The organism is Chryseobacterium phosphatilyticum, assembly GCF_002899825.2.
Lineage (GTDB): Bacteria > Bacteroidota > Bacteroidia > Flavobacteriales > Weeksellaceae > Chryseobacterium > Chryseobacterium phosphatilyticum.
Genome location: NZ_PPED02000003.1, coordinates 723,893 through 749,929, shown reverse-complemented (window position 1 = coordinate 749,929; position 26,037 = coordinate 723,893). Strand labels below are relative to the sequence as shown.

Here is a 26,037-nt window from a genome sequence, read left to right as displayed (position 1 = left end):
CGTTTTCAATAATCAAATATCCGCATTAATTTTGAATTGTAAAAAAAAAATAAATGAAAATAACAGTCCAACAATTAATCACAGGGATGTCACTTGCACTATCTATGAACATCATAACCCTGGCACAAACCACTCAAAAGTTACCTTTAAATAATTACAACATGAAAAACCATTCAATTCACTATCGCAACATGGATGTCAACGGACTTAATATATTTTACAGAGAAGCAGGCCCTTCCCATGCACCTGCTATTCTTCTACTCCATGGATATCCTACGTCATCTCATATGTTCAGGGATCTGATTCCTCTACTCAGTAAAAAATATCATGTGATCGCACCTGATCTCCCGGGATTCGGATATTCTGACGCTCCGGATCATCAGGAATTCAACTACACTTTCGATAATCTGACGGCAACAGTACAGGGATTTGTTGACCAAATGAAAATGAAACGCTTTGCTATTTACATTTTTGATTATGGGGCTCCCGTAGGCTTACGTCTGGCTATGAACAATCCGGAAAAGATCACCGGGATTATCTCACAAAATGGAAATGCTTACGAAGAAGGATTAAGTAAGGAATGGAATCCTATTCAAAAATATTGGAAAGATCCATCAGAAACTAACCGGACTTCATTAAAAGATTTTGTGTCTAAAGAGGCTACTTTTTTCCAATATCATCATGGAGTTTCTGACCCGACTTTAATTGCTCCGGAAGCGTATACACTGGATCAAAAATTTCTTGACAGACCCGGTAATATAGAAATACAGCTTGATCTGGTAAGAGATTACAGAACCAATGTAGCTTTATATCCGAAATTCCATGAATATTTCAGAGCGAACCAACCGAAAACACTATTGGTATGGGGAGACAAGGATCCCTATTTTTTACCTCAGGGAGCTGAAGCTTATAAAAAGGACTTACCCAATGCCAGATTAAAGTTTTTCGACACCGGACATTTTGCATTGGAAACTCATGCTGGAGAAATCGGAGAAGAAATTCTCGAATTTATGAAGGGACTACCTCAATAACCCATACAATCCGCGAAAAAAAGCAGAAATCAATTGGTTTCTGCTTTTTAATGTCTAGTATGTGCTCTGTTGTACATTGAATACTGTTCCTGCGGGATCGGTAATCCAATGCATATTTTCCGGAAGCTCTTCAATCTCGTCACAGGTCTCCACACCATTTGACTGCAGATAGTCTGTTGCTTCCTCTACGTTGGGCACTGTCAATTGCAACCATGTTTCGGAATGCGTATAGTTATCTACACAATCCAGCCAGATGATATTATGTCCGAATTTTACTTCATGTGTTCTGGAAACCGTTGGGTTATCAATTTTTTTTTCTTGTATAGGTAGCTTCAAAATATCGCGGTAAAAAGCCACTGTTTTTTCGTATTTATTTTTTGGAATTTTTATGGCGATATTAATTCCGGCTTCAAATTTTATATCCATATTTTTATATTTTGAAAGGTGCAAAAGCCATTAGACTGATCACTTTAATATACCAACTTATATTTCAATTTCTCCGGTCACAATTTCCCCTGCCCGTTTGTAATGAGCTATGATTACTCCTTTGGATGTTATATGACTCTCTTGTAAAGCAAAAGCTCCGGGAACAGCATTCTGATCAAACAGTTTTTTCCCTTCACCCAGAATTAATGGGTAAATCTTAAGCCTTATTTCATCTACAAGATCATGCTGCAACAATAAATGAATGAGCTCACTACTCCCCCAAACCTGAAGATCGGGTCCTTGCGATTGTTTCAGCTTTTGGATATCTTCTACATTCTTTAGGAAAATACTATTTTCCCAATCTGACTTTTCCATGGTTTGGGATAATACATATTTTGTTCCTTCATTGATAGCCGGCCAAAAATCGCCATGATCCGGCCAGTAAGACGCAAAAATATCATATGTTTTTCTTCCCAACAGATAGTCTGAAGGCTTCATTTCTTCCTGCATGATTTTGCCAAAAAGTTCATCTCCGTAGGAAACTGTCCAGCCTCCGTATTTAAAATTTCCTGAAGGATCTTCCTCTCTGCCACCGGGTGCCTGCATGACACCATCTATTGAAATCATTGGTAAAACGGTTATTTTTCTCATTGTAATTAATTTTATGATAAGATGTATGATTGTGTTAATAAGCTATTTTAAAAAATTATTCAGATGGCTTAGAATGGTTGCGGTCTGCATCATCAGACTCACATGTCCCTGCCCCGGAACAATAGCCAGTTGAGATTTTGGCATAGGAGAAAGGTCTGCGGATACATCACCTCCCAGCAATTTATAGGTTTTTATCAGCTCCATTTTATCCAATCCGTCATTATCCCCCGCTATAATTAACACAGGAGCAGAAATTTTAGCAATATTAGAATCCCCGAGATCAAATGGTGTTTTAACCGAAACCATCATCTGCTCCAAAAACTTTGTCCATTTCGTCTTATCCGGCGCAACGGCATTATAGCCGTCATGCAGTGGACTTTTATCAAACATGGCAGGCTGCATTGTTTTAAAAGTACGATTCACTTCAGGAAGCCATCCGGTATTTTTATAGGTTGCAGAGATAATCACCAGGTTTTTTAGTCGTTTGGGACTTTGAATGGCAAACTGATAGGCTATTGCACCCCCAAAACTGTATCCAACAACATCAGCACTCTCAATTTTCAGCTGATCCATTACTCCTTCCACATCACTGGCTAACGTAGGATATACCAGTTTTCTGTCTGAATATGGCGTATGTCCGTGCCCCTGCAATTCAAGAGCAATTACTTTTCTATTTTTAGAGAGTTCAGGGATGATCTGTCCCCAGTTCATATCAATCGTCATAAAGGCTCCATGGAGCAAAATAACCGGTCTGCCTTCTCCATAGACTTCATAATACGTTTTGACCCCGTTCACAGAAGCATAACCGCTTTCTGAAGGTTTTATTTTTTGCCCATATATCTGTGATCCCATCAAAACAAAGAGCATCATCACTATTGTTGTCAGAAGATTTTTCATACTATTAAGTGGATTTAGGTTAGTAAACTTTTAACCAAATTTACCAGGTTATCATGAAAATGCACTTGTCACAAGACAAGATTTACAGGAAAGAAAAAATCACTATATTTTTTTATTTAAAAGAATATCATTCTTTTTTATTACAATTATTACATTCTACTCTATTTCAATACATTTCAAGAGAAATATCAAATAATAAAAACATTTAAAAATAAATATTTCATAAAATCTGAACTACTATTGATAAAAATTGATTAATTTCGAGCACAACTAAACCTAAATATTATGAAAAATTTAAAGAAAATCGAAAGACAAGAGCTAAAAGCAATTAAAGGGGGTATTAACTGCCCTGGAGGTCAAATCTGCTTAATCGGTGGAAAATGGCAATGCATGCCATTCGACGGATGTGGCGGTGGAAATCAACCTTAATCTACGTTTAACCTAATTACTGTATTATGAAAAATTCTAAGAAAATTTCCAGAGATCAGTTAAAAACGATTAATGGTGGAGCCACACCAGGTTGCTCCGAAGCATGTTGTCCACCTCCGGGAATCAAAAGATGTCCCTGGGTGCTTTGTATTGCACCATGTGATATATTGAGTTAAAAAAATGAATAGCCTTATAATGTGATTGTAAGGCTTTTTTGTATCTTTTTGCAACGAAAAGAATTCTCAGCTTAAATGATAGAGACCATGAGTACACAAAATAAAGAAATTCTGGAAAAGGCAAATTCAGCTATTACAAAGGGAGATTACGAAGGTTTTTTGTCTTTTTGCACTGATCATATAAAATGGACTTTTGTAGGAGACCGGGTTCTTACGGGAAAGGAAGCGGTACGACAATATATGGCTGAAACTTATGTGGAACCTCCAATATTCAATGTAAAAAAAATGATTAATGATGGAGATTTCGTGATAGCTGTCGGTACCATAAGTATGAAAGGTCCGGAAGGAAAAATGGTTGATTACTCTTATTGTGATATCTGGCGATTTGAGGATCATAAAATGGCTGAGCTGGAAGCTTTTGTTATCGAAGGTTAACACAAAACGTAAACTTCCGAAACTTTATTCACTTTTTATTCTGCATTTTTCCTGACTACATCAATCATGTGATCTATATCGAAAGGTTTTTGAATATAATCATCAGCCTGACAATTTTCAGCAGTCTGTGCAATATTATGGGCAGTGGAAGTAAGAACGGAAGAGAGATCTTCTGTATCAGGATCAGATTTAAGCTCTTTAATAACCTCCGATCCTTTTTTCTCGCCTTTGATATGATCATCTACCACAACTACATCGGGATCAATTTCTTCAATATTTTCAATAGGCTCCGTGGTCAAAGAGGGTGTCACCTCAAAACCCTCATCCTCAAGCACTTCATCCATGATGTCCAGAATCACTTCATTCTCCTGAATGAGCACCACCTTTTTTTTCATATCGTGTAATTTTAAACAAATATAGGAAGGATTATTGAATAACTTTACAGAATATATTTTTTCAAATAAGGAGTAAAAATAGAAGAAGCAATCTGGAAGAAGCATTTAAAAAAAAACCTTATAATTTTCATTCTAAGGCTTTTTTGCGTGCTGAGAGGGATTACTGTTGAACACTTAATCCCTTTTTTAACATTTTTAGATACTATTGAAATTTCTATTACATACTAATGAAAATATAATATTAAGTCTATTATCTGTTTAAATGATATTCGAAGGTATCGTTAAGTGGATTATCTATTCTCAATCCAGTCTACCATCAATTTTCGTTCTGCAAAAAGCCACCCGCTACTTTCTTTTACGAAGGTGTCATAGTATCTAATGGCAGCCACCATTAGTTTTTGCCTGCCTTCTTCAATAGTAAGATGATGTGCCATACAATAAGCAATGCCTGTTGCCTTATCTCCATTGAAAGTAACCGAATGCTGTCCATTAAAGTGCATGGTGGCATTGTAAATATTCAGGTTGTCAAATATAGGAAACAAATCTGCACGTCTACTGACTACCTGTGAAGGAGTATCTGATTTAGGGTCATAATACACCTCAAAATTAGTATTTTCTGTAAACAATGCCATTTGGCCCTGCGCATTTCTTGTATCAGCACAATATGCATAATCATCAACTAATTTGCGAATGGCCAAGCGATCCTCGGCTTCCTGGACTCTTTGTTCAATATTCATTTTATTATTTTTTGATTGTTAAACTTTCCGTTGGTGTAAGCCCATATTTCCTTTTGAAGGCAGTATAGAAGTGGGATAAATTTTCAAATCCAATATCAAGGTAAATATCTGCTGGTTTTTTATTTTCCTGATGGATTAAGATCCATGCCTGTTCGAGCCGCTTTTCTTTAAGCCATTTGGCAGGCGGTGTATGGAATAATTTTATAAAATCTCTTTTAAAACCAGCAAGGCTCCTTCCTGTAAGTTTCGCAAAACTCCCGATCGGGGCATTGTATTGATAGTTTTTTAGCATAAACTCTTCAAGATTTATTTTATGAGGTTCATTAAAATCAAAAAGAAAATCGCGAAACTCAGGACGCAAGTTCAATAAAATCTGTACAGCCTCTGCCACTTTGGCAAAAGCCATATTCTTATTGCTTTTATCAGGCTGTTCCAAATAGGGTATAAGAGATTGGAAATAACTTTTGAAAAAGGCATCAGGTTTAAAAATCAGATTGTATTTGCCTGAATACCTTTTGTCGCATGTAATATTATAAAGCGAAGCGAAATTTTTCAAATCTTCCGATTTTAAAATAATAGAAACCACTTTATATTCTTTATCAGCACCGGGCATTTTTAAGCTTTTGGCAAATTGGTTTCTGTGAGCTAATAAGATTTGATTTTTCCTTAAAACAAAAGTTCCCTGTTGATGGAATATATGTGTTTCACCGGATACCTGGAATGCCAATATATGTTCAGGAATAAACTGTTCATATCCCCATTGATCTTCAGATGCACATGAATAAACAAACGAATCGGTAGATGGTGGTGTTATAGCCTTCATTACGATAACTCTTTTACAAGTTGCTGGTGATATGCGGCATTGCGGGCAGAGGTATTACTGTCAACAGCCATCAGAAATACAGATAGTAGAATTAGGGTGATACTTATGGCACGCCAATTAGGTGACGATAATATCATAAATAATATGGCAGCCACTATTATTATTAAGGGCAGGATTTTGAAGATCAGCTTAAAATCACCCTCAGATTTTGCCGTACGCTCAATCTCTTTTTTCACGAAGCTTTCAGTATCTGACTGATATTCTTTTTCAAACTGCGCGATACGAGGTTTATTTGCATAGTATAAACCAGCTCCCACGGCGATAAGGAACAAAGCCGAGGCAAATAATGGAATGACAAATGCCTTTGCCATTGCCGTTCTGCCCCATAGAGCAAAACCACCAGCACTCAACAATGCAACTATACTAAACAGCCAGACTATTTTTGCGGAAAATATCTCGGCCTTGGCCCATTCGATACTTAGCTTTAAAAGATCCATATTCAAAATATTTAAGACAAATGTCTTAAAACAAAATGAAATATTACTTTCTATAAAGCTCAAATATTATTTTCTGTATGGCTCATGGCATGAATCGGGTTTCCTAAATCTTTTACTGCTTTATAATTTCAAAATTTTGCCTGAGACAAAACTTAATATAATGGTAGTGTTTTACGATAAATTTTTAGAAGGCCATAAAAAAATGACGCCAATTGTCTTTCAATGGCGTCATTTGACTTTTTTGCGGAAAGTGACGGAGCCCTGTCGAACTCTTAATACCACTTTTATTTTTTTAAATAAAATTAAATAGTTGATTTGTAATTACTTATAGTTAAACATGGAGTTTTTTTACATTTTTCAGATTATTTAACACTACTTCTAAATTGTCCATAATCTCAGCCCTTAAAATGTCTGGCTCAGGTATCAATGCTCGTATAGAATATTAAGAAAGCGGTATTACCATACCTTTTGAGTATGGTTAACAAACAAAGACAACTATACAATTAACGTAAACATCTAACACTCATTACCTTTGATTCAATACAGTATGCCATGTATTAAAATCATTACATAATAGCACTGAGAGTTGATTTTCTAAAGTATCAATTTCCATAATTAATATTTTAGGGCTGTTATCAAAAATAAAACACCCACAAAATATGAGTGTTTTCTTCATTAAAATTTAATGAACTTCATGGTATATATTATATTTTTATATCTATTAACATGTTACTTGGGATCAATAAACTGTACCTTAAAATGATTAGATTCTACAGATAGGGACATAAATTTTATATATAGGTTTATATATTTCAGGTTTTATTAATCTGTAAAACTATTTTCAAAATTGACCAATCAAGGTTTCTAGACATCTTTCCCGCGTCCGGCTTTATGATATTCAACTGAGGACCTGCTACACTGTACAATAAAAGATTCTGTTCTCAAAACCACATTTATCAGACGTAGTTTTACAACAAACAGGCCTGATGATGGGGTTATAAGGTTATATTCTATCAGTATTACAGCAGTTATAACCATATTTCCCTCAATGATATACCCCAATCTGTAATTTCTTTATTAATATTAAAATAAAGAATGATGATGAGCAGAATAGAAATCATTCAGTTGTTCATCACTAAAAACAGGCCCTTTTGGAAAGGGCCAAACAATAAAGAATGGAAACAGAACTTGTGATTGAGGGAATCAAAATTCTGATTATAATATTCTTTTTCATCAGTTGTATTTTAAGTGTAAATAAAATCAATTGATTCAGTTGGAACAATGTTTATTATCTATTTTTCTGCAAGATTATGGATTTATTAGCCAACATGAAAAGAATTCATGTTAGATTTTCCGAATAAATAACGTTATAACAAATTTAAAATTAGAATTTTTAAAACCTCATAACCACTCGGGTAATAGTATTGGGATTTTAGTAAAAATGAAGCGAAAAAATTTAAAAAGCTCCTCATCGAAGTAAGGTGTTATGATTCACTAGTAAGAGCTATTGTAAATACATTACGTCTTCTTGCTTTAACTGGCTGATAAAATAAGAAGGAGTCATCCCCGTTTCTTTTTTAAAAATAACTGCAAAGACTTCCCTGGATGTAAAACCACATTCCTCTGCCAGATAACTGATTTTATACTCTCTGTATACAGGATTTTTATAGAGTTTATTGGTAATATAGCCAATTCTTAATCCATTAATATAATTATTGTAACTTTTTCCTTTATGTTGTTTTATAATTTCAGATAAATATCTGGGATTTGTATTCAGCTCACTGGCAAGAAATGTGAGTGTAAAATCCTTTTTGATAAATTTCTGTGAATTTTCAATTTTCTTCAGTTTTGACAAAATATTATTTACAGTATCATTTTTAATAATAAGATTTGATGTTTTTTCATGAGGATAGACGATACTTCCAGCATCTTCTATGACCAGAGCATCAGCAGGAACATCTTTTTCTTCAGCAGATACAGATTCTGCTTTTTTTAAGTTTTCGATGATCTTCTCATAATTTTGATGTAAGATTTTGTTTCTTCTTCTCCAATAGATCCACCCTCCTGATATTGAAAGAACAAATAAAGCTGCCCCTGTTATCAATATTCTATTCATTCTATCGTGATTATCACTCTCTTTTTCAGACAAAATATGTTTCATCGGAGTATTAATCGTTTTCTTTTCAGCATTTACAATACTATCATTCAACTTGGTAAATTTCGCCATGTATTCGGAAGATTCTTCTTTATTTCCTTTCTCTACTTGGGATTTAAACAGAATTTCATATATATCTCTTCGGATGTATGGAAAACTGAATTGTTTCTCCATAACAGCAGCTTCTTTAGCATATTGTATAGCTTTGTCATAGTTTTTCTGATCAAAATAAAGCCACGCAAATTCGTTTAAAACGAGTATCTCTGTTTGTATATTTATTGAGTAATTTTTATTTCTGCAAATTTCTAAAGCTTTGATAAAATACTCTTCTGCTTTTTTAGGGTACCCCTTCGCTACATTAATCATTCCCAAATTCGTATAAACATTGGAAATCAGGTAATACTTTTTATTTATAAAATTTTTATCAGCACTTATTTTCAAAGCTTCAGCCAATGTTTTTTTTTCATAAGACATTACAGAATCTACGGGAGCATTGATATGGGCCATATAGCTTCCAATTCCTGTATAGATAAGAGATCTATAATAAAATTTGGAATCAGAAGATGTGATCTTCTCAGATATTTCTAAAGCTTTGGTAAAGTCTTTTAAGCTTTCATCATTGAATCCCAGCTCAGTATAGGCTGAAGCTCTGAGTCTGAAGGTATTTGATAAGTCTTCCGCAATATCCAGGTTGTTTGACAGAAGTTCTGCTTCTTTGCTGATTTCAATTACCTTTTTAAAATCTCCAAGATCAAAATACTTTGCCATCTGGATCATACGGTTGTCAAGCATGCCTTTCTTGTAGTCTATTTTTTTTGCTGAATTATAGCTTTCTATTGAAAGTTGAATCGCTTTTTTAGGATTGGTACTGCTTAGTTCCCTTAGTTCATTAATCTCTTTGTCCAGGTCTTTTTCAGATAAAACCTGGCAATACATACTGCTAAAAAAGAAACACGATATGAGGAAGATAAAATTTTTCATGGTTGATGTTTGCAATATGCAAAATAAACATTAATTCAAGCATTTTGATTAATTTTTTTTGCTATATCCATCACATAACAAATTACAATTAACACTCTATCTCACAAATAGATAAAACCATTAACCATCGCTTTAATTCGTTATAATTTCTGAATAGGAAATAAACCAGATATATCCAATTTAAGGCAATTGAATTGAGTATTATAAGAACACGGCTGTTGATAATACAATCACTACCTTCAGCTTATTTTGATATTGATTCTATTTTTAAATCAACACTCTCAAGATATTGTATTAATCTATGGTGAAGCAAAGTATCAACTGTCAAAAGACCGACAAACATTATGGCAAAACCAAGTGCTAAACCTTTATAATAACCTTCAGGCGTCATCAGATATAATATTAAAGAAACAACAATTAATGTAACCCAGATTTTCTTCAATATTAAAAAGACATTGTGGTCTTTCTTTAGTTTTTGTGATTCATTTTTAAGAGCTTTGTCAGCGGGTGATTTTGTATGTATTTCCACTTTTTGCTCCTGTTGATTTCTATTGATCAATAAATAGCCTCCATATCCGATATTAACTGCAAAAAGCAGAAAAAGCGGCAGGGTCATCCCACGCAAAATTACATTACTATTTTTCACGAGCAGGAGCAAGACAGGAGCAAGAAGAACCGCAGCGGTTACCATCCATTTTCCCTGTTCTATTTCACCTTTGGTCCAAGCATAATAATCTTGGAAAAAATCATTTCTCATATTTATGTAAGTCTTTGAAATTATAACTATTAATTATTTTTACATTGTTTATCCGATATTCAGCAGAACTTCCATTATTCTTATATTGGGTTTCTACATTGTCAAAATTATAATACCTTCACTTTATTATTATTGGTAGTTAGCCCAATAATATATTGTTAAAAAGTTCATAACCTTAAATAATACTTTCTAACCGTATCAGAAATTCTACTTACCCTACCAGCAGTTAATTTTAACATTGAACAATCTAAGAGAAGAGTGTTGCTGCTTAATCAGGCATTAATAGTTGTCTTTTTTCATCCATGCGTATAGTGTTGTTTTAGGAATTCCGTAATCTTTTATAGCCGCCCTATGGGTTATTTCACCTTTATTGATCTTTTCATGGATATGATCTTTCATTTCCTTCATATGAATATTCTTACGGAATTGGGATAATTGGGTTTCTATATTTTTATTTTGTCCTTTTTTAATTGGATTATAGAGTATTAAATGCTGAGAATAGATTCGGAAAAAATCATACTCAAGTAATTTACTCCAACGCAGTAGTGTATTAGTATCCAGATTATCTTCGTTATACATGCTGATGAACTCTTCTTCAAAACATTTGAGAAAACTACAAATACGGGATATTTCTACCTCATTTTGTGCTACGGTTTCTTTAATTAATTCTCCAATATTTATGTTTTTTAAATCCGAATCAAAGGTATTTTAAGTGAGTTTAAATATCAATGGAATTTTTCCTTTACTAACCGGAAAGATTACTACAATTGTTTACAAATGTGTTATCCACACTAAAAACACTCAGTTTTAAGCTTTACGAACTACCGACATAAAAATCTTCTTTTGTCCGGATACTTCCATACACCACCATTTAAATTCGTACCATCTGTAAGTACTATTATCAATCTGCACCTGAAGATTTGTGGTCTCAACCTCTGCTGCGTCTGTACGCCAAAATACTATATTATTAGCATCAATCTGAAGATAGCTTCCTGCCTGCAGATTGTTATTTAATGAAGTTTCATTTTCATTACCAACTGTAGCAAACGACTGATAACTAACAAGTAAAGCCCCATTGGATATATTATATATACGTGGGTCATAATAGTCTGAATTAACTCCCTGTAAATTCATTTCCAAACCATCTATTGACGGTAAAGGCTGCAAACCATTGGCTACTATATAATTTTTTAAGTTAAATGTACCAGACTGAGCAGTGGCAGCAGGAACAGAATAAATTCGTGTAATAGCATCTCCTATATCCAAACCTCCACCATTGGATTTGGGTAATCCATCAACATATCCCAAAACTCCATTTGCATCTGCTACCACAGTTTTAGTTGCTATGAATGACTGATCTTTATTATCTGATTTCGAACCGTCTGGTTTTGTAAAAATAGCATTTGCCGTCTGATGTTTGGGAAGTATTCGTACTCTCTCATTACCATTAACATCCAATATTTCAGTTGGATTTCCGGTATTGACTCCTACTTGGCTATAGGCATTGATAAAAAAGAAAATTGCCAGGAAACTAAATTTTTTCATAATGTTTTTTACTTAAGGATTATATAATAATTTTTATTATTTCTATGACCAGGGATCATTGTAAACCCAATGAATTACTATTCAATATCTTTATCCCTTATATTAAATTGATCGGGGGAAGTAATATTCTGCTCCCCCCGGAGAGAAGGCTGGGAAATAATATTCCCAGCTATATATTAAGACATTTGTGTTTTGTTTCAGAAATACAACTGTGTGATTTTCTAGACAGTGCAATATTAGATAAAAAGGTGTCCTGATATTAAAAAGTCAGTTTTCACATCTACTTTTAAACCTACTTACTTATACTCAAAACACATAACATACTAAATATCAATTAATTCAAAAATTATTTATGATGTATAAATTCAAGTCCGTTTCTGTAGGGAGATTAATTTTCTTACGAATCCTATGCTTTTTGTTCTCTACGGCACGGATAGTTGTGTTTGTTGCAATTGAAATTTCCTTTGTGGTTAAGTTTAGTTTCAATAAAGCACATATTTCTAGTTCTGATGAAATGAGATTTGGGTTGACTTCTAAAATTTTTTCAAAAAACTCAGGAAATTCAGATTTAAAATAGGTAATAAAAAGTGAGTTTTTACTCATTGCTAATTCATACAATTCATTGGACAAACTTATCTTATCTGTTTTCTTTATAAAGTCATTAAGTTTCTCTTTTTCTATATAATATTTTATGATCATTTTCTCTTTCCTATGTATAATATACATCCCAACAAAAGTACAGAAGGAGATTTCCAATGCCTTATAAACTCTTATATACCAAAGTTTTACAGGAGACAGATTTTGATGAAGAGATGAAAATATAGAATAGTCTGTGATAATGTTGATTAAAAAAAATATTATATAGGTAAACACAAGCATAAAAATGATATACTTATCCTTATCATAGTCAAAAAAAAATGCTACAGCGATGGTAAGAGAGATATATGACAAATAATTCATAGCCCCATTTCCACTTATGGTATCACAGTAAAAAATCACCAATCCCAGAAACCAGAAAAGAAGCATTAAAAGATATCTGTTAAACCGTATCCTATCCGGCCAAAGCAATGTACACAACATAAAAAGAACCATTCCGAAGAATATTCCACCATACACAGGCTGATTTAAAAAGAAAACATTCAGGACTACATTGCAACCAAGAATCAATACAAGTACAAGAGTATAAATATCAAAGTAAAGACTTTTTTCATACTCAATCTCATCAGCAGCCAGCTGCCTTTTTTCTTTTATATAATTTAACATGATAATTTATATAATCCAAAATAGGGCATTTTTTCATCGAAATATCTGTCATTTAATCCATGTACATTAAACGCAAGAGAATACACCTGCAACACCTCCAATAACAACAATTTATCTCCTTGATTTAGTTGTAAGAATTTCCGAAAATAACAGATTTTTCTCGCCAAAATTCTAAATTTCACTTGAAATTAAAGCCTTCCGAACTCCTGTCATAGGGTAAATCATAAAAATTTTACATGGAAAAAAACTCTATTTACTGTTATTATTTTAAGCTGCTATCATTATTAGCCCAAACAAACCATTTTTTGTATTACATTTCCACAAAAAAGATAAGGTTCCTGAGCTTTAAGATTAATTGGTTAGAGGAATATTGAACACAGAATAATGAATAATAGAATATTCTAAAGTCGAATATTTTTTCGCTTAAGAAAATATCACAAAACTCGAACACATTTTTGCATTATTTAAAAACAATACGACAAACTGAAATCAACATGTTACAAGTATAAAAAAAGGAGACGTTAAAAAATTAACGTCTCCCTAAGCGGAGAGTGAGGGATTCGAACCCCCGGACCTGTTACAGTCAACAGTTTTCAAGACTGCCGCAATCGACCACTCTGCCAACTCTCCTTAAACTCCGATTATATCGTTGTTTTCAGTGGTGCAAATATAGAACGATTTTTAATTTCTGCAAAACTTTTACAACACAAATTTTAACAAAACTTAATAATAGACTAGAAATCAAGGGAATTATTTTCCATCTCCTGCTTTAACAAATTTAAATATAAAATTCTAATCTACCTTCCATGCAAAAAAACCGATCAATAAACACTTATTCCGGCTTCCCGTTTTTTCATCTTCCTATTAATTCTTATATTGGAAGAATTTTAACAATAAACTAAAAACACCTATGGAAAAAACTCTGATTAGCTCGGGTATCTACTACGACCACACAAAACTTCAGGATAAATATTTTTTCGGGGGATTCTTCAACCTAGCACAAAACAATATAGACAATGTTATTAAAGCATTTATAATAAAATTCTTTCCGGAAAGAAAAGATCAGAACATAAACACAGCTCAGTTTTTAGATATATGCTTTAAAGACAATGATGCGGATTCTGATTTTTTGAAAAAAAACAAGTTTCTAAAAATGCATTTTCCTGTAATAGGGTTTTTAATCTCTGACAATGATAAAATAGGTTTCAAAAGAAAATTTTCTTTGCTTCTAAAAGCTATTTCCGAACTAAGAAACTTCTACACCCACTATTATCATAAACCAATAGAATTTTCTTCTGAACTTTTTGAAATACTTGATGCTATTTTTGTAAAAACCACCAATGAAATCAAAAAACTCAAAAAAAAGGATGATAAAACACAGCAACTTCTTAATAAAAACCTTTCAGAAGAATACAAAATCCGATACCAACAGCAGATCCAAAGGTTAAAAGAACTTAAAGCCCAAGGCAAAAGAATACAACTTAATGATGAAACGGCTATTAGAAACGGAGTTTTTAACGCAGCTTTCAATCATTTGGTTTATAGAGATGGGGAAAATATTAAGCCTTCACGCTTCTATCAATCCTTTTATTCTGAAGCCGAAACTGCGGAAAATAAAATTCCTTTTTCACAAAGCAGTATACTATTCCTACTCAGTATGTTTCTTGAAAGAAAAGAAATGGAAGATCTAAAAAGTAGAGTAAAAGGTTTTAAAGCAAAAATTATAAAACAAGGAGAAGAACAAATAAGTGGCTTGAAATTTATGGCTACGCACTGGGTTTTCTCCTATCTATGCTTCAAAGGCATACAGCAAAAGCTCTCAACAGAATTTCATGAAGAAACTTTGCTTATACAAATCATTGATGAACTAAGTAAGGTTCCGGATGAAGTCTACTCTGCTTTTGATTTAGAAACAAAAGAAAGATTTGTAGAGGACATCAATGAGTATATGAAAGAAGGAAATGCTGATCTTAGCCTTGAAGATTCTAAAGTCATTCATCCTGTCATCAGAAAACGCTACGAAAATAAGTTTAATTACTTTGCTATAAGATTTTTAGATGAGTATTTGAGTTCTACTTCATTGAAATTTCAGGTTCATGTTGGAAATTATGTTCATGACAGAAGAATAAAGGATATTAACGGGACAAACTTTCAAACAGAAAGAATTGTAAAAGACAGAATAAAAGTTTTTGGTAGACTTTCCAAAATAAGTAATCTTAAAGCAGATTACATAAAAGAACAATTGGAACTACCTAATGATAGCAATGGCTGGGAAATCTTCCCTAATCCATCTTATGCATTTATAGACAACAACATTCCAATGCATATCTTGGCAGACGAAACCACCAAAAAAGGAATTGACCTTTTCAAAGATAAAAGGCGAAAAGAGCAGCCGGAAGAATTGCAAAAAAGAAAAGGAAAACTAAGCAAGTATAATATTGTAAGCATGATTTCTAAAGAGGCAAAAGGTGTAGATAGGCTGAGAATAGATGAGCCTGTTGCCTTACTATCTCTTAACGAAATCCCTGCACTACTCTATCAAATACTTGAGAAAGGCGCCACACCGAAAGATATAGAACTAATTATAAAAAACAAACTGACCGAAAGATTTGAAAAAATAAAAAATTACGATCCTGAAACTCCTGCTCCAGCCTCACAAATAAGCAAAAGACTAAGAAACAACACTACTGCAAAAGGGCAGGAAACCTTAAATGCAGAAAAACTTTCTCTTTTAATAGAAAGAGAGATTGAAGACACTGAGACTAAGCTAAGTTCTATTAAAGAAAAACGACTGAAAGCTAAAATGGAACAGAGAAGAAATTCACCTAAGACGTCTATTTTTTCTAATAGTGACCTTGGCCGTATAGCCGCATGGCTGGCTGATGATATTAAGCGTTTTATGCCTACAGAGCAAAGAAAGAACTGGAAAGGCTACCAGCATAGTCAGCTACAACAATCTCTTGCATATTTTGAAAAAAGACCACAAGAAGCATTTCTTCTTCTGAAAGAAGGATGGGATACCTCAGATGGAAGCTCCTGTTGGAACAATTGGGTTATTAATAGCTTCTCAGAGACTAAAGACTTTGAGAAGTTTTATGAAAACTATCTGAGAAAGAGAGCTATATATTTTTCAGAACTGGCTGAAAATATAAAACAACATACTCATAACACTAAGTTTCTTCGCAAATTTATAAAACAGCAAATGCCCGCAGATCTGTTTCCGAAAAAGCATTATATATTAAAAGATTTAGAAACAGAAAAAAATAAAGTTTTATCTAAACCTCTTGTTTTCTCCAGAGGTTTGTTTGACAGCAACCCTACATTTATAAAAGGGGTAAAAGTAACTGAGAACCCTGAGCTTTTTGCTGAATGGTATAGCTACGGGTATAAAACGGAACATAGCTTCCAACATTTCTATGGCTGGGAAAGAGACTATAATGAGCTTTTGGATAGTGAACTGTATAAAGATAACAACTTTGCAAAGAATAGTATACATTATAGCAGAGAAAGCCAGCTAGATCTTATCAAACTAAAACAGGATCTCAAAATAAAAAAAGTAAAAATACAAGATCTGTTTCTGAAAAGGATTGCAGAAAAACTATTTGAAAATGTGTTTCACTATCCAACAACGCTTTCGCTTGATGAGTTTTATATGACACAGGAAGAAAGAGCAAAAAAAGAAAGAATTGCTCTTGCACAAAGTCTGAGAGAAGAAGGTGACAACAGCCCAAACATTATAAAAGACAATTTTATTTGGAGCAAAACAACAGCATTTAGAAGCAAACAAATCTACGAACCTACTATTAAACTTAAGGACTTAGGAAAATTTAATCGCTTTTTGCTTGATCATAAGGTTTTAATGCTATTATCTTATGACCCAAATAAGATCTGGAACAAAGAACAATTGGAAAGAGAACTTTCTATAGGTGAAAATTCCTATGAAGTAATCCGAAGAGAAAGACTTTTTAAAGAAATCCAGAATCTGGAGTTGCAGACCCTATCCAACTGGTCCTGGGACGGAGTAAACCATCCCAGAGAATTTGAGATAGAAGACCAAAAGAATGCCTGGCATCCTAACTTCAAAATGTACTTAGTAAACGGTATTTTAAGAAAAAATTCTAATTTCTATAAGGAAGACGAAGACTTTTGGCTTGAAAGCCTCAAGGAAAATGACTTTAAAACTCTTCCTTCTGAAATACTTGAAACAAAATCTGAAATGGTACGGCTTCTTTTTCTTGTCATACTGATTAGAAACCAGTTTGCTCACAACCAATTGCCGGCAGTGCAATTTTATAATTTCATCAGGAAAAACTATCCAGAAATACAAAATAATACTGTAGCAGAGCTATATCTGGACTTGGTAAAATTAGCAGTTCAAAAGTTGAAAGAAAATAGCTAGTTTATTATTTTAAAGATCTTTGAAATCAACATATAACACTATAAAAATATTCTTTTATTTTAACTAGAAAAAAACATAATGCATTTGAAGAGTACTAACAACTCTGTAAAGTATTGAAGTAATTTCAACAGGTTCGGATGTATCACATTTTGAAGGGTACTCACAACTCCATGGAGTAAATATACAAGTCTTACCACGTTGGGGCGTATCACAGTTTGAAGGGTACTCACAACGTCTCGGCAGCTTCTCCCGGATCTCCCGGAGTTGGGACGTATCACAATTTGAAGGGTACTCACAACGGTTCCAAAACCACAACGCAGAAGTCATAGGTTGGGACGTATCACAATTTGAAGGATACTCACAACACCATTCCAGCACATCGTTAAGCATTGGTTGTTGGGACGTATCACAATTTGAAGGGTACTCACAACCTCAGGGTTGAAGGTCCTGGATTCGGCTTCGTTGGGACGTATCACAATTTGAAGGATACTCACAACGTAACATTACAGACGGCTGATAAATTGGAAGTTGGGACGTATCACAATTTGAAGGGTACTCACAACTAATTCCAATCTTCATTAGATGAAGGGCTGGTTGGGACGTATCACAGTTTGAAGGGTACTCACAACTAAAAAATAGCGGTAAGACTCAAGAAATAGTTTTCTCCTATTACCGCTATTTTTTCTATATTTGTAAAAACACACCACCCTATGACAATGGAAAAACTAAGAACTCTAAGAAAGCAGAAAGGTTATACGCAGCAGCAGATTGCTGATATTATTGCAACCGATGTCTCCAACTACAACAGAAAAGAAAATGGAGAAGTGAAAATATTTGATGATGAATGGGAGAAATTAGCCAAAGTTCTTGATGTATCCGTGGAAGATATTAAAGAAGACAGACCTGCAACAGTGGTACAGAACCTTACTTTTAATGATAGTAGTTCTAACACAAGTAATCAATCTGGGAATTATAACCAATACTGTAATATTCCTGAGTATTTACTGGAAAGCCAACAAGAATATATCAAACTTTTGAAAGAGCAAATCACTCTTCTGAAAGCTGAAAATGAAAAATTAAAAAAGAAATAATCTTTGCAAGCCTGTTCAATCCTGAAGCAGGTTTTTTTATTGTAAGATAGGCAATGTGATATGCTCAGTAATTCCGTCCCAAGAGAATACATTATATTTGCAAAGTTCATCCGGTTATGAACATCACTAAAAACAATAACTATTTTTACATGTTTACTCAATCATTTATTAAAAAGTCATTTGTTACGGCATCTGTATTTCTATATTCTTCAGTTGCTCTTGCTCAAAAAACGCCCTTACAAATACTCCCTTCAGGACATATGCTGGTGGAAGCCGAGATAGAAGGAAAGAAAGGAAATTTTATTTTTGATACGGGAGCCGGCATCAATCTTTTGCTGGGCAACTTTTACAAAAACCTGGGCCAGAAAGAAACGTATAACTACCTGACTGCTTTTCGTGCTACGGGTGAGAAAATAACGGTTCCTTTATTTAAATCAAAAGAGATCACCCTTAACGGTAAAAAGTTTAAAGATACCTGGTATGCAACTTATGATACAGAGATTAAGGGAATTGACGGACTTATTTCTTTGTCCATGCTTTATGATACGGAATTCATCATCGATTACACGACCAAAGAACTTATCTTTCCGAAAGAAAAGCTAAAAAGCAATAAGGTCATGGATATTCAGTTATCAACCAATGCTGATCAGTCTCTTGATATCTCAACTTACATTCTTTTGAATAATACTTATAAAATCAATGTTCTGCTGGATTCCGGATCAGGTAATGATTCATTCTGGTTCAGTGATCGGCTTATCAGCACATTAGGTTTGAAAAAAGAAAATTTAAAGCTGCTTGAGCAAAAGAGTGAATTTAACCCTGACCTGATTACTAAATTCTATGTAGGGAATATTCCTTCTGTTTCAACATCTTTTGCAACCGTTGAAAAGCCCAAAGTATCTTTTGTAGAAGGACTTATTTATGAAGGCAAAACAAGCATCAACTGGTTGGGCAAAAAACTCGGGTTCAATCTTAAAGAAAAGAAAATCTATATTCTAGACTAACTATATAAAACCATTAAATAAAAAAACGGTTTCCAATGGAAGCCGTTTTTATTCTATAAGACAGATGTTACTACACTCCTGCCGGTTCAAACAATTCAATCTTGTTTCCTTCGGGATCCATGATATGTACAAACTTTCCGTATTCATAAGTAGTGATCTCATCCAATAGGGTTACTCCTTCTTTTTTTAACTCCTCTACCAAATTTTCAATATTTTCCACATGATAATTGATCATAAAATCTTTTACGGAAGGTTCAAAATATTGGGTAGAATCTTTAAACGGACTCCACAATGTATATCCTTTTTTATCGGTATCGGCATCTTTCCAATCGAATTTGGCACCGTAAGGGCTGGTTTCTACCCCAAGATGCGTTTTGTACCAGTCGTTTACCTGTTCCGGATCTTTACATTTAAAGAAAATTCCGCCGATAGCAGTTACTTTTTTCATACCTGTTATTTTACTAAGTTTTATATTAAATCATTTTGAAACTTCACAAATATATCATGTTTTCATTATAATATTTTACTTTAATTAAACCTTTGATAATAATATGATTTTTGACAAATGTAGAATAAAAAAAGCGCACCCTATTGGGTACGCTTTGTATGTATTACCGAGTTGATATTAATGTAGCTCAGCTAAGTATTTTTCTGCATCCATCGCAGCCATACATCCGCTTCCCGCAGCTGTAATTGCCTGTCTGTAGATATGATCCTGCACATCACCTGCTGCAAAAACTCCCGGAAGGTTGGTTCTTGTAGACCCTTTTTCGGTTGAGATATATCCATTTTCATCAAGGTCTATCTGACCTGCGAAGATATCCGTATTAGGCTTGTGGCCAATAGCAATGAAGATTCCTTCCACATCAATCTTAGAAGTTTCCTGAGTCTGGTTGTTGATCACCACGGCTCTTTCTACCAAGCTGTTTTCTCCTTCAATAGCAATCAGTTCATGGTGGAATTTCACTTCAATATTCGGAGTACTTTCTACTCTGTGAACCATCGCTTTGGAAGCTCTGAAAACGTCTTTTCTTACCAATAATGTCACTTTTCTGCATAGTTTTGCAAGATAAGTTGCTTCTTCAGCTGCTGTATCTCCTGCTCCTACCACAACAACATCCTTTCCTCTATAGAAAAATCCGTCACATGTAGCACAAGCGGAAACCCCTCCTCCTGCATATTTTTTTTCGTCTTCAAGACCCAGATATTTAGCAGTAGCTCCTGTAGAAATGATAACCGTTTTTGCTAAAATTTCTTTATTCCCTGCATATAATTTGTGAACACCGCCTGTTTCTTTGGAAAATTCGGCTTTAGTGATCATTTCGTAATGAACTTTGGTTTCAAATCTTTCTGCCTGTTTTTGCAGATCCATCATCATTTCAGGACCTGTAATCCCTGCCGGATACCCTGGGAAATTATCAACTTCAGTAGTTGTCGTTAATTGTCCGCCCGGCTCCAAACCTGTATACAATTCAGGTTTTAAGTCTGCTCTTGCTGCGTAGATAGCAGCTGTGAAACCAGAAGGCCCCGATCCAACGATCACACAATCTAAAATGTTTTGCTCCATAATTTACTTTGTTCGAAAAAAGATGTAATTAAATTAAGACTGCTAATTTCGTAATTTTTAATTTCTTTTTAAAGTTATTTTAATGATACTTGTCAATATCTGATATGTCGAATTTCAATGGCATTTGTTGCGGGATGAGTTTCAGGGTTCGGGTTCCGGGATTCGGGGTTAGGTTGGCAAGAAGATTAGATTTAAAACTTTTTCCCTTTAACCCTCCTATCTCAAAAACCTGAATCCCGGACTTCGCAACACGTTTCTCGCATCACACCTTCATCTTAATCTTATCGACGTTGATAATTTTATACACCAGCTCTTTAATCAGTTCTGCTTCTCCCATATTAACTGCTCCAAGCCCTTTCCCTTTCATATCAAATTCTCTTAAAATAGAAATGACTCTCGTGGCATGTTTTAAAGGATACAATCTTGCGCTCTCCGCATAATCTTTAACAAAATAAGGATTGACTCCCATTTGTGAAGCAATAGCCTGTGGAGACTGCCCTGCCATCGTCTGATAAATAATGACATTTGAAAAGTAATTATAAAGACTCGCCAACATCATTACAAAAGGATTATTCTTTGGATTTTTTCCCATGAAATGTGCAATTTTAAAGGCTGCATTGGCGTTTTTTGTTCCCAATGCCTTTTGAAGTTCAAAAACATTGTATTCTTTACTGATCCCGATGTGATTTTCAACAATGGTTTCGTCAAGGAGCTCTCCTTCTTTCAGGATAATTTTTAATTTATTCAGTTCGTTGGCAATTCTTGAAAGGTCGTTTCCCAGATACTCAGCCAAAAGATGAGAAATATTGGGTGCCGTTTTGATAGAAAGCTTTACACATTCATCTGCAATCCATTTCGGAAGGTTATTATCCCTTACCGATTCACTCAGGAATAGTGCATTGGCTTTATCCAGAGATTTGGTTGCTTTTTTTCTGCTATCAAGTTTCTTATGTTTATGGGCAAAAACCAGTACAGTGGAAGGAACCGGATTTTCCACATAGGATTCCAGAATTCTGTTTTCTTCCTCATTAAATCTAAGATCCTGAGCCTCTTTCACAATAATTACCTGCTTATCACCCATCATTGGAAACTGTCTTGCCAGAGAAAGAACTTCCTGGTATGAAGTGTCTTTTCCATAGGTAACTGTTTGGTTGAAGGCTTTTTCATCTTCTTCCAAAAAGTTATGTTCAAGAGCTTTTACAGCGAGATCAATAAAGTAAGGTTCTTCTCCGTGAAAAAAATAAATAGGTAAAACTTCTTTATTTTTAATATTTTTGAGGATTAAATCTAATTCTTTCATCTTATTAATGGAACTTCCAAAACTGAATTTTCAGGAAACTTTTGATTTTAAATTCAAGAAAGACAAAGATAAGTTTTTTATTTATGATTTGGTTCGTAAAACTTATCTTCTGCTCACTCCTGAGGAATGGGTCAGACAACACTGGGTACATTATTATCTCACAGTAAAATCCTATTCTACATCGGCTCTGATCACTGAAAAAAAGATCGTTTTAAACGGATTAACAAAGAGAATTGATCTGTTGATTACAGAAAAAACTGAACCGGTTATCCTGATTGAATGCAAGGCGCCTCACATCAAATTAACGGAAAAAACATTTGAACAAACGGCCAGATACAACTCAATTATCGGAGCTAAGGAAATTATTCTTACTAATGGTCTGCAGCATATCAATGCTTACTATGAAAATGAGCAGTATGTGTTCTATAAACCTACGTAAAAAATCAAAATACACCAATTAACAATAATATGAACATGAATATAAAAAATATAATTTTCGATTTCGGAGGCGTACTCATGGACTGGAATCCGAGATATTTTTTCAAAGATTACTTCAATGATGATGAAAAAATGGAATATTTCCTGGAAAACATTGCTCAGGATGAATGGAACATTGAGCAGGACAAGGGTCGTCCTTTGGCAGAAGGGACCGAAATTCAGGTAAAGAAATTTCCGGAATGGGAAAAAGAAATAAGAGCCTTTTATGATAACTGGACGATCATGCTAAAAAGTGATATTCCTCAAAATGTTGAAGTCCTCAGGAAGCTTAAAAATACAGATTATCATTTATTTGGATTAACCAACTGGTCTGCAGAGACCTTTCCTTATGCATTGGAAAACTATGATTTCTTCCAGCTTTTTGATGGTAAAATTGTGGTTTCCGGGACTGAAAAGCTTATTAAACCTGATCCGAAAATCTGGCATCTGCTCTTAGAGAGATACAACATCAGGGCTGAAGAATCTATCTTCATTGATGACAATCAAAAGAATATAGAAATGGCTCAGTCATTAGGATTTAACACGATCCATGTTTTGCCCGATACGGATTTGAAACAGAAACTGGAAAGTTTTGGTGTAAAAATTTAAATCATTCTTTTACAAAATATTAAAATCCTCAATTCAGTTAATTTTTATTAATTTAGTTGAGGATTTTTCTTTCTCATTAAGAAAATATGACAATGAAAATACCTCATATTTCCAGGTGAAATCCCTATGTCCAATTTTTGCAACCACAAAATAACAAAATATGATACGCTCCATTTTATTAACCACCGTTCTTATGGCTTCAGGAACTCTATTCAGTCAAAAACTTAAACCCGTTTCTTATCAGGACGGTGCACAAAAACTTAATGGTCTGATCACCTCCAACGCAGGAAAAAAACTTCCCGGGGTTTTAATTCTCCCAGCCTGGAAAGGGATTGACGAAGAAGCGAAAACGGCAGCTATTGAGCTTGAAAAACAGGGATATATTGCCTTTATAGCTGATATTTATGGCGATGGAAAAATCCCGGCAGATAATGATACTGCGGCTAAAATTTCAGGGTATTACAAGCAAAATTATCAGGAATATCAGAAAAGAATCTCCCTGGCATTGGAGCAGCTAAAGAAAAACGGAGCTATTTCTGATAAGACAGCTGTTATCGGGTATTGCTTTGGAGGTACAGGAGCATTGGAATCAGCCAGAGGAGGCCTTCCGGTTGCAGGAGTGGTTTCCATACACGGAAGTCTGGCTAAAGATCAGATGAGAAAAAACGAACAGCTGACCGCTAAGATTTTAGTAGAAAATCCGGCTGATGACAAGGGTGTTTCACAGCAGGATTATGACAACCTGATTAAAGAAATGAATGAGGGCAATGCCGACTGGCAAATCATAACGTATGCCCATTCAAAACATACTTTTACCGACCCAAAATCTCCGGATTATAACGAAGTAATGGCAAAAAGAGCCTGGAATCATACTTTATTGTTCTTAAAAGAAATTCTTAAATAATTTTTCAACAGATATCTACCTGTACCTGCTTCTGCATAAGAGAAGCAGAGGATATTTGTATTTCTTTAATACTATCGTAAAATTTCAAGACACTAATAATCTGTTATTTATCGTTTGTAATATAAAAACCAATATGAAAAAATCATTATGTCTTCTGCTGCTATTTTTAGCATATTCTTCTTTTATTTTTGCACAATCCGCCAATTATACTCCAAGTCCACAAAACTTGCAAACGCGTGAATGGTTTACCAATGCCAAGTTTGGAATGTTTATTCATTGGGGAATATTCAGCATTCCCGGAAGTGGCGAATGGGTAATGAATAACAGAAATATCACGGTAAATAATTATTCAAGGCTGGAAAAGTTCTTCAATCCCATTGACTTTAATGCTCACGATTGGGTAAGTCTTGCCAAGGCTTCCGGAATGAAGTACATTACTCTAATCACGCGTCATCACGACGGGTTTAGCCTATGGGACACTCAATATTCCGATTTTAACATCATGAATACGCCTTACAAAAAGGACATCGTCAAAATGATCGCTGATGAATGCCACAAACAGGGAATTCAATTGTTTTTGTATTATTCATTACTCGATTGGCGAAGAAATGATTACTCATATTGGACAGGAAGAACCGGGCAAGGAACAGGCCGTACTGAACGGGGGAACTGGAATGATTATATCCAGTTTATGAAAAACCAACTGACGGAACTTCTTACCAACTACGGAAAAATTGACGGAATCTGGTTCGATGGATATTGGGATCAAATGGATGAAGAAAATAAAGACAGAAAGGACAATGAGGTACGGATAGACTGGCATACCCGTGAACTCTATGACCTGATTCATAAATTACAACCCCAATGCATGGTAGGAAACAATCACCATATGGCTCCCCTGCCTGGTGAGGATTTTCAAATGTTTGAGCAGGATGTTCCGGGTGAAAATACCTCGGGTCTGAGTTTTCAGAAAATATCAGAGCTGCCTTTGGAAACCTGTGCTACGCTTAACAACAGCTGGGGATTTAATTTAACGGATTCTGCATATAAAACACCTGCACAAATGGTAAAACTTCTTGTAGCCTCGGCCGGTAATGGTGGCAACCTGCTACTCAACATCGGCCCTATGCCTAATGGTGAAATACAACCTGAATTTATCAATCAGCTCAACTGGATCGGAAAATGGTTAAAGGTATATGGAGAAAGTGTATATGGAACAAAAGGAGGCTATCTGAAACCTCAGAAATGGGGTGCACTTACCGAATCCGGAAATAAGGTATATGTTCATGTATTGCAAAAAGATGCTGGTAACATACGACTTGAAAAAGCCCCATATAAAAAAGTAAAAAAAGCGTATTTGTTAAAGAATAACGCTTCGGTAAAAGCCGTTTTGAAAAATGGAACGATAGAAATTCCTGAACAAGCAGTCACTCCCGAAGATCCTGATCAGGTTATTGTCCTGGAAGTTGCTTAGAGATAAAAAAAGGG

At 34.5% G+C, this 26,037-nt stretch carries 26 protein-coding genes and 1 tRNA gene; 11 read left to right on the top strand and 16 right to left on the bottom strand.

Going from position 1 to position 26,037, the window contains the following annotated elements:
* Positions 1–53 precede the first annotated feature (53 nt).
* Positions 54–1,031 carry an alpha/beta fold hydrolase gene (locus C1631_RS15310; protein ID WP_228441253.1) on the top strand — a complete coding sequence of 326 codons (978 nt, stop codon included), beginning with the start codon at positions 54–56 and terminating at the stop codon, positions 1,029–1,031.
* Positions 1,032–1,085: 54 nt separating this feature from the next.
* Here C1631_RS15310 and C1631_RS15305 read toward each other — a convergent pair whose 3' ends face one another.
* From C1631_RS15305 to C1631_RS15295, 3 genes are read right to left on the bottom strand one after another with little or no spacing between them, the layout of a single operon-like run.
* Entirely contained in the window at positions 1,086–1,457 is a 372-nt protein-coding gene (locus C1631_RS15305) for a VOC family protein (protein ID WP_109713185.1), read from the bottom strand.
* Positions 1,458–1,514: 57 nt separating this feature from the next.
* Positions 1,515–2,108 (bottom strand): dihydrofolate reductase family protein, encoded by a 594-nt coding sequence (locus C1631_RS15300; protein ID WP_109713183.1) that lies wholly within the window; start codon positions 2,106–2,108, stop codon positions 1,515–1,517.
* Positions 2,109–2,150: 42 nt separating this feature from the next.
* Positions 2,151–3,005 carry an alpha/beta fold hydrolase gene (locus C1631_RS15295; protein WP_103249219.1) on the bottom strand — a complete coding sequence of 285 codons (855 nt, stop codon included), beginning with the start codon at positions 3,003–3,005 and terminating at the stop codon, positions 2,151–2,153.
* Positions 3,006–3,290: 285 nt separating this feature from the next.
* On the opposite strand from C1631_RS15295, the gene C1631_RS24120 reads away from it, so the two are divergent.
* The 3 genes from C1631_RS24120 (at position 3,291) to C1631_RS15290 (ending at position 4,045) form a co-directional block, all read left to right on the top strand.
* Entirely contained in the window at positions 3,291–3,434 is a 144-nt protein-coding gene (locus C1631_RS24120; protein ID WP_165828313.1) for a bacteriocin-like protein, read from the top strand.
* Between the two features lie 26 nt (positions 3,435–3,460).
* The gene (locus tag C1631_RS24115) at positions 3,461–3,610 is read left to right on the top strand and encodes a bacteriocin-like protein (protein ID WP_165828312.1); all 150 of its coding nucleotides are present in this window, start codon (positions 3,461–3,463) and stop codon (positions 3,608–3,610) included.
* 87 nt (positions 3,611–3,697) lie between these two features.
* Positions 3,698–4,045, top strand: a complete 348-nt coding sequence (locus tag C1631_RS15290; protein ID WP_109713181.1) for a nuclear transport factor 2 family protein — start codon at positions 3,698–3,700, stop codon at positions 4,043–4,045.
* Positions 4,046–4,080: 35 nt separating this feature from the next.
* Here the strand turns inward: C1631_RS15290 and C1631_RS15285 are convergent, their stop codons facing one another.
* The 10 genes from C1631_RS15285 to C1631_RS15235 form a co-directional block, all read right to left on the bottom strand.
* Positions 4,081–4,440: a response regulator gene (locus C1631_RS15285; RefSeq protein ID WP_165828311.1), complete on the bottom strand. Its 360-nt coding sequence runs from the start codon at positions 4,438–4,440 to the stop codon at positions 4,081–4,083.
* A 290-nt stretch (positions 4,441–4,730) separates the two neighbouring features.
* A complete protein-coding gene (locus tag C1631_RS15280) occupies positions 4,731–5,177 on the bottom strand; it encodes a nuclear transport factor 2 family protein (RefSeq protein ID WP_103249223.1) in 447 nt (148 codons plus the stop codon).
* Between the two features lie 4 nt (positions 5,178–5,181).
* Entirely contained in the window at positions 5,182–6,000 is an 819-nt protein-coding gene (locus C1631_RS15275) for a helix-turn-helix domain-containing protein (protein ID WP_109713178.1), read from the bottom strand.
* Entirely contained in the window at positions 6,000–6,497 is a 498-nt protein-coding gene (locus C1631_RS15270; protein ID WP_103250243.1) for a hypothetical protein, read from the bottom strand. Before C1631_RS15270 ends, C1631_RS15275 begins: the two co-directional genes overlap by 1 nt.
* Positions 6,498–8,001: 1,504 nt before the next feature.
* Positions 8,002–9,633 (bottom strand): tetratricopeptide repeat protein, encoded by a 1,632-nt coding sequence (locus C1631_RS15265; RefSeq protein WP_109713176.1) that lies wholly within the window; start codon positions 9,631–9,633, stop codon positions 8,002–8,004.
* Positions 9,634–9,877: 244 nt separating this feature from the next.
* A complete protein-coding gene (locus C1631_RS15260) occupies positions 9,878–10,390 on the bottom strand; it encodes a hypothetical protein (protein WP_109713174.1) in 513 nt (170 codons plus the stop codon).
* Between the two features lie 279 nt (positions 10,391–10,669).
* Positions 10,670–10,969 carry a hypothetical protein gene (locus C1631_RS15255; RefSeq protein ID WP_306461417.1) on the bottom strand — a complete coding sequence of 100 codons (300 nt, stop codon included), beginning with the start codon at positions 10,967–10,969 and terminating at the stop codon, positions 10,670–10,672.
* A gap of 228 nt (positions 10,970–11,197) precedes the next feature.
* Positions 11,198–11,935 (bottom strand): hypothetical protein, encoded by a 738-nt coding sequence (locus tag C1631_RS15250; RefSeq protein WP_109713164.1) that lies wholly within the window; start codon positions 11,933–11,935, stop codon positions 11,198–11,200.
* A gap of 339 nt (positions 11,936–12,274) precedes the next feature.
* Positions 12,275–13,198 carry a helix-turn-helix transcriptional regulator gene (locus C1631_RS15240; protein ID WP_109713159.1) on the bottom strand — a complete coding sequence of 308 codons (924 nt, stop codon included), beginning with the start codon at positions 13,196–13,198 and terminating at the stop codon, positions 12,275–12,277.
* A 545-nt stretch (positions 13,199–13,743) separates the two neighbouring features.
* Positions 13,744–13,828, bottom strand: a tRNA-Ser gene (locus C1631_RS15235).
* Between the two features lie 280 nt (positions 13,829–14,108).
* Here C1631_RS15235 and cas13b point away from each other — a divergent pair.
* The 3 genes from cas13b to C1631_RS15220 all read left to right on the top strand — a co-directional run bounded on the left by cas13b (position 14,109) and on the right by C1631_RS15220 (position 19,692).
* Positions 14,109–17,597 (top strand): type VI-B CRISPR-associated RNA-guided ribonuclease Cas13b, encoded by a 3,489-nt coding sequence (cas13b, locus tag C1631_RS15230; RefSeq protein ID WP_109713157.1) that lies wholly within the window; start codon positions 14,109–14,111, stop codon positions 17,595–17,597.
* A gap of 716 nt (positions 17,598–18,313) precedes the next feature.
* On the top strand, positions 18,314–18,688 hold the full coding sequence (locus tag C1631_RS15225) for a helix-turn-helix transcriptional regulator (protein ID WP_306461416.1): 375 nt from the start codon (positions 18,314–18,316) through the stop codon (positions 18,686–18,688).
* A 149-nt stretch (positions 18,689–18,837) separates the two neighbouring features.
* Positions 18,838–19,692 carry an aspartyl protease family protein gene (locus C1631_RS15220; protein ID WP_165828310.1) on the top strand — a complete coding sequence of 285 codons (855 nt, stop codon included), beginning with the start codon at positions 18,838–18,840 and terminating at the stop codon, positions 19,690–19,692.
* 70 nt (positions 19,693–19,762) lie between these two features.
* On the opposite strand, the gene C1631_RS15215 is transcribed toward C1631_RS15220, so the two are convergent.
* From C1631_RS15215 to holA, 3 genes are all read right to left on the bottom strand, one after another.
* On the bottom strand, positions 19,763–20,140 hold the full coding sequence (locus tag C1631_RS15215; RefSeq protein WP_109713153.1) for a VOC family protein: 378 nt from the start codon (positions 20,138–20,140) through the stop codon (positions 19,763–19,765).
* Positions 20,141–20,317: 177 nt separating this feature from the next.
* The gene (gene trxB, locus C1631_RS15210) at positions 20,318–21,259 is read right to left on the bottom strand and encodes a thioredoxin-disulfide reductase (RefSeq protein ID WP_103249759.1); all 942 of its coding nucleotides are present in this window, start codon (positions 21,257–21,259) and stop codon (positions 20,318–20,320) included.
* Between the two features lie 262 nt (positions 21,260–21,521).
* Positions 21,522–22,559 carry a DNA polymerase III subunit delta gene (holA, locus tag C1631_RS15205; RefSeq protein WP_109713151.1) on the bottom strand — a complete coding sequence of 346 codons (1,038 nt, stop codon included), beginning with the start codon at positions 22,557–22,559 and terminating at the stop codon, positions 21,522–21,524.
* 7 nt (positions 22,560–22,566) lie between these two features.
* Here holA and C1631_RS15200 point away from each other — a divergent pair, with 7 nt between their 5' ends.
* The 4 genes from C1631_RS15200 (at position 22,567) to C1631_RS15185 (ending at position 26,023) form a co-directional block, all read left to right on the top strand.
* Positions 22,567–22,998, top strand: coding sequence for a type I restriction enzyme HsdR N-terminal domain-containing protein (locus C1631_RS15200; RefSeq protein WP_109713149.1), 432 nt, complete (start codon positions 22,567–22,569; stop codon positions 22,996–22,998).
* A gap of 35 nt (positions 22,999–23,033) precedes the next feature.
* Positions 23,034–23,645 carry an HAD family hydrolase gene (locus C1631_RS15195; protein ID WP_109713147.1) on the top strand — a complete coding sequence of 204 codons (612 nt, stop codon included), beginning with the start codon at positions 23,034–23,036 and terminating at the stop codon, positions 23,643–23,645.
* A 160-nt stretch (positions 23,646–23,805) separates the two neighbouring features.
* On the top strand, positions 23,806–24,549 hold the full coding sequence (locus tag C1631_RS15190; protein WP_109713145.1) for a dienelactone hydrolase family protein: 744 nt from the start codon (positions 23,806–23,808) through the stop codon (positions 24,547–24,549).
* Between the two features lie 133 nt (positions 24,550–24,682).
* Positions 24,683–26,023 (top strand): alpha-L-fucosidase, encoded by a 1,341-nt coding sequence (locus C1631_RS15185; RefSeq protein WP_103249647.1) that lies wholly within the window; start codon positions 24,683–24,685, stop codon positions 26,021–26,023.
* The last annotated feature ends 14 nt before the right edge of the window (positions 26,024–26,037 follow it).

Excerpts from the sequence above, each read along its gene's own strand:
- C1631_RS15310 (WP_228441253.1), top strand. The coding sequence starts at position 54 with ATGAAAATAACAGTCCAACAATTAATCACAGGGATGTCACTTGCACTA.
- C1631_RS15305 (WP_109713185.1), bottom strand. The coding sequence starts at position 1,457 with ATGGATATAAAATTTGAAGCCGGAATTAATATCGCCATAAAAATTCCA.
- C1631_RS15300 (WP_109713183.1), bottom strand. The coding sequence starts at position 2,108 with ATGAGAAAAATAACCGTTTTACCAATGATTTCAATAGATGGTGTCATG.
- C1631_RS15295 (WP_103249219.1), bottom strand. The coding sequence starts at position 3,005 with ATGAAAAATCTTCTGACAACAATAGTGATGATGCTCTTTGTTTTGATG.
- C1631_RS24120 (WP_165828313.1), top strand. The coding sequence starts at position 3,291 with ATGAAAAATTTAAAGAAAATCGAAAGACAAGAGCTAAAAGCAATTAAA.
- C1631_RS24115 (WP_165828312.1), top strand. The coding sequence starts at position 3,461 with ATGAAAAATTCTAAGAAAATTTCCAGAGATCAGTTAAAAACGATTAAT.
- C1631_RS15290 (WP_109713181.1), top strand. The coding sequence starts at position 3,698 with ATGAGTACACAAAATAAAGAAATTCTGGAAAAGGCAAATTCAGCTATT.
- C1631_RS15285 (WP_165828311.1), bottom strand. The coding sequence starts at position 4,440 with ATGAAAAAAAAGGTGGTGCTCATTCAGGAGAATGAAGTGATTCTGGAC.
- C1631_RS15280 (WP_103249223.1), bottom strand. The coding sequence starts at position 5,177 with ATGAATATTGAACAAAGAGTCCAGGAAGCCGAGGATCGCTTGGCCATT.
- C1631_RS15275 (WP_109713178.1), bottom strand. The coding sequence starts at position 6,000 with ATGAAGGCTATAACACCACCATCTACCGATTCGTTTGTTTATTCATGT.
- C1631_RS15270 (WP_103250243.1), bottom strand. The coding sequence starts at position 6,497 with ATGGATCTTTTAAAGCTAAGTATCGAATGGGCCAAGGCCGAGATATTT.
- C1631_RS15265 (WP_109713176.1), bottom strand. The coding sequence starts at position 9,633 with ATGAAAAATTTTATCTTCCTCATATCGTGTTTCTTTTTTAGCAGTATG.
- C1631_RS15260 (WP_109713174.1), bottom strand. The coding sequence starts at position 10,390 with ATGAGAAATGATTTTTTCCAAGATTATTATGCTTGGACCAAAGGTGAA.
- C1631_RS15255 (WP_306461417.1), bottom strand. The coding sequence starts at position 10,969 with ATGTATAACGAAGATAATCTGGATACTAATACACTACTGCGTTGGAGT.
- C1631_RS15250 (WP_109713164.1), bottom strand. The coding sequence starts at position 11,935 with ATGAAAAAATTTAGTTTCCTGGCAATTTTCTTTTTTATCAATGCCTAT.
- C1631_RS15240 (WP_109713159.1), bottom strand. The coding sequence starts at position 13,198 with ATGTTAAATTATATAAAAGAAAAAAGGCAGCTGGCTGCTGATGAGATT.
- cas13b (WP_109713157.1), top strand. The coding sequence starts at position 14,109 with ATGGAAAAAACTCTGATTAGCTCGGGTATCTACTACGACCACACAAAA.
- C1631_RS15225 (WP_306461416.1), top strand. The coding sequence starts at position 18,314 with ATGGAAAAACTAAGAACTCTAAGAAAGCAGAAAGGTTATACGCAGCAG.
- C1631_RS15220 (WP_165828310.1), top strand. The coding sequence starts at position 18,838 with ATGTTTACTCAATCATTTATTAAAAAGTCATTTGTTACGGCATCTGTA.
- C1631_RS15215 (WP_109713153.1), bottom strand. The coding sequence starts at position 20,140 with ATGAAAAAAGTAACTGCTATCGGCGGAATTTTCTTTAAATGTAAAGAT.
- trxB (WP_103249759.1), bottom strand. The coding sequence starts at position 21,259 with ATGGAGCAAAACATTTTAGATTGTGTGATCGTTGGATCGGGGCCTTCT.
- holA (WP_109713151.1), bottom strand. The coding sequence starts at position 22,559 with ATGAAAGAATTAGATTTAATCCTCAAAAATATTAAAAATAAAGAAGTT.
- C1631_RS15200 (WP_109713149.1), top strand. The coding sequence starts at position 22,567 with ATGGAACTTCCAAAACTGAATTTTCAGGAAACTTTTGATTTTAAATTC.
- C1631_RS15195 (WP_109713147.1), top strand. The coding sequence starts at position 23,034 with ATGAATATAAAAAATATAATTTTCGATTTCGGAGGCGTACTCATGGAC.
- C1631_RS15190 (WP_109713145.1), top strand. The coding sequence starts at position 23,806 with ATGATACGCTCCATTTTATTAACCACCGTTCTTATGGCTTCAGGAACT.
- C1631_RS15185 (WP_103249647.1), top strand. The coding sequence starts at position 24,683 with ATGAAAAAATCATTATGTCTTCTGCTGCTATTTTTAGCATATTCTTCT.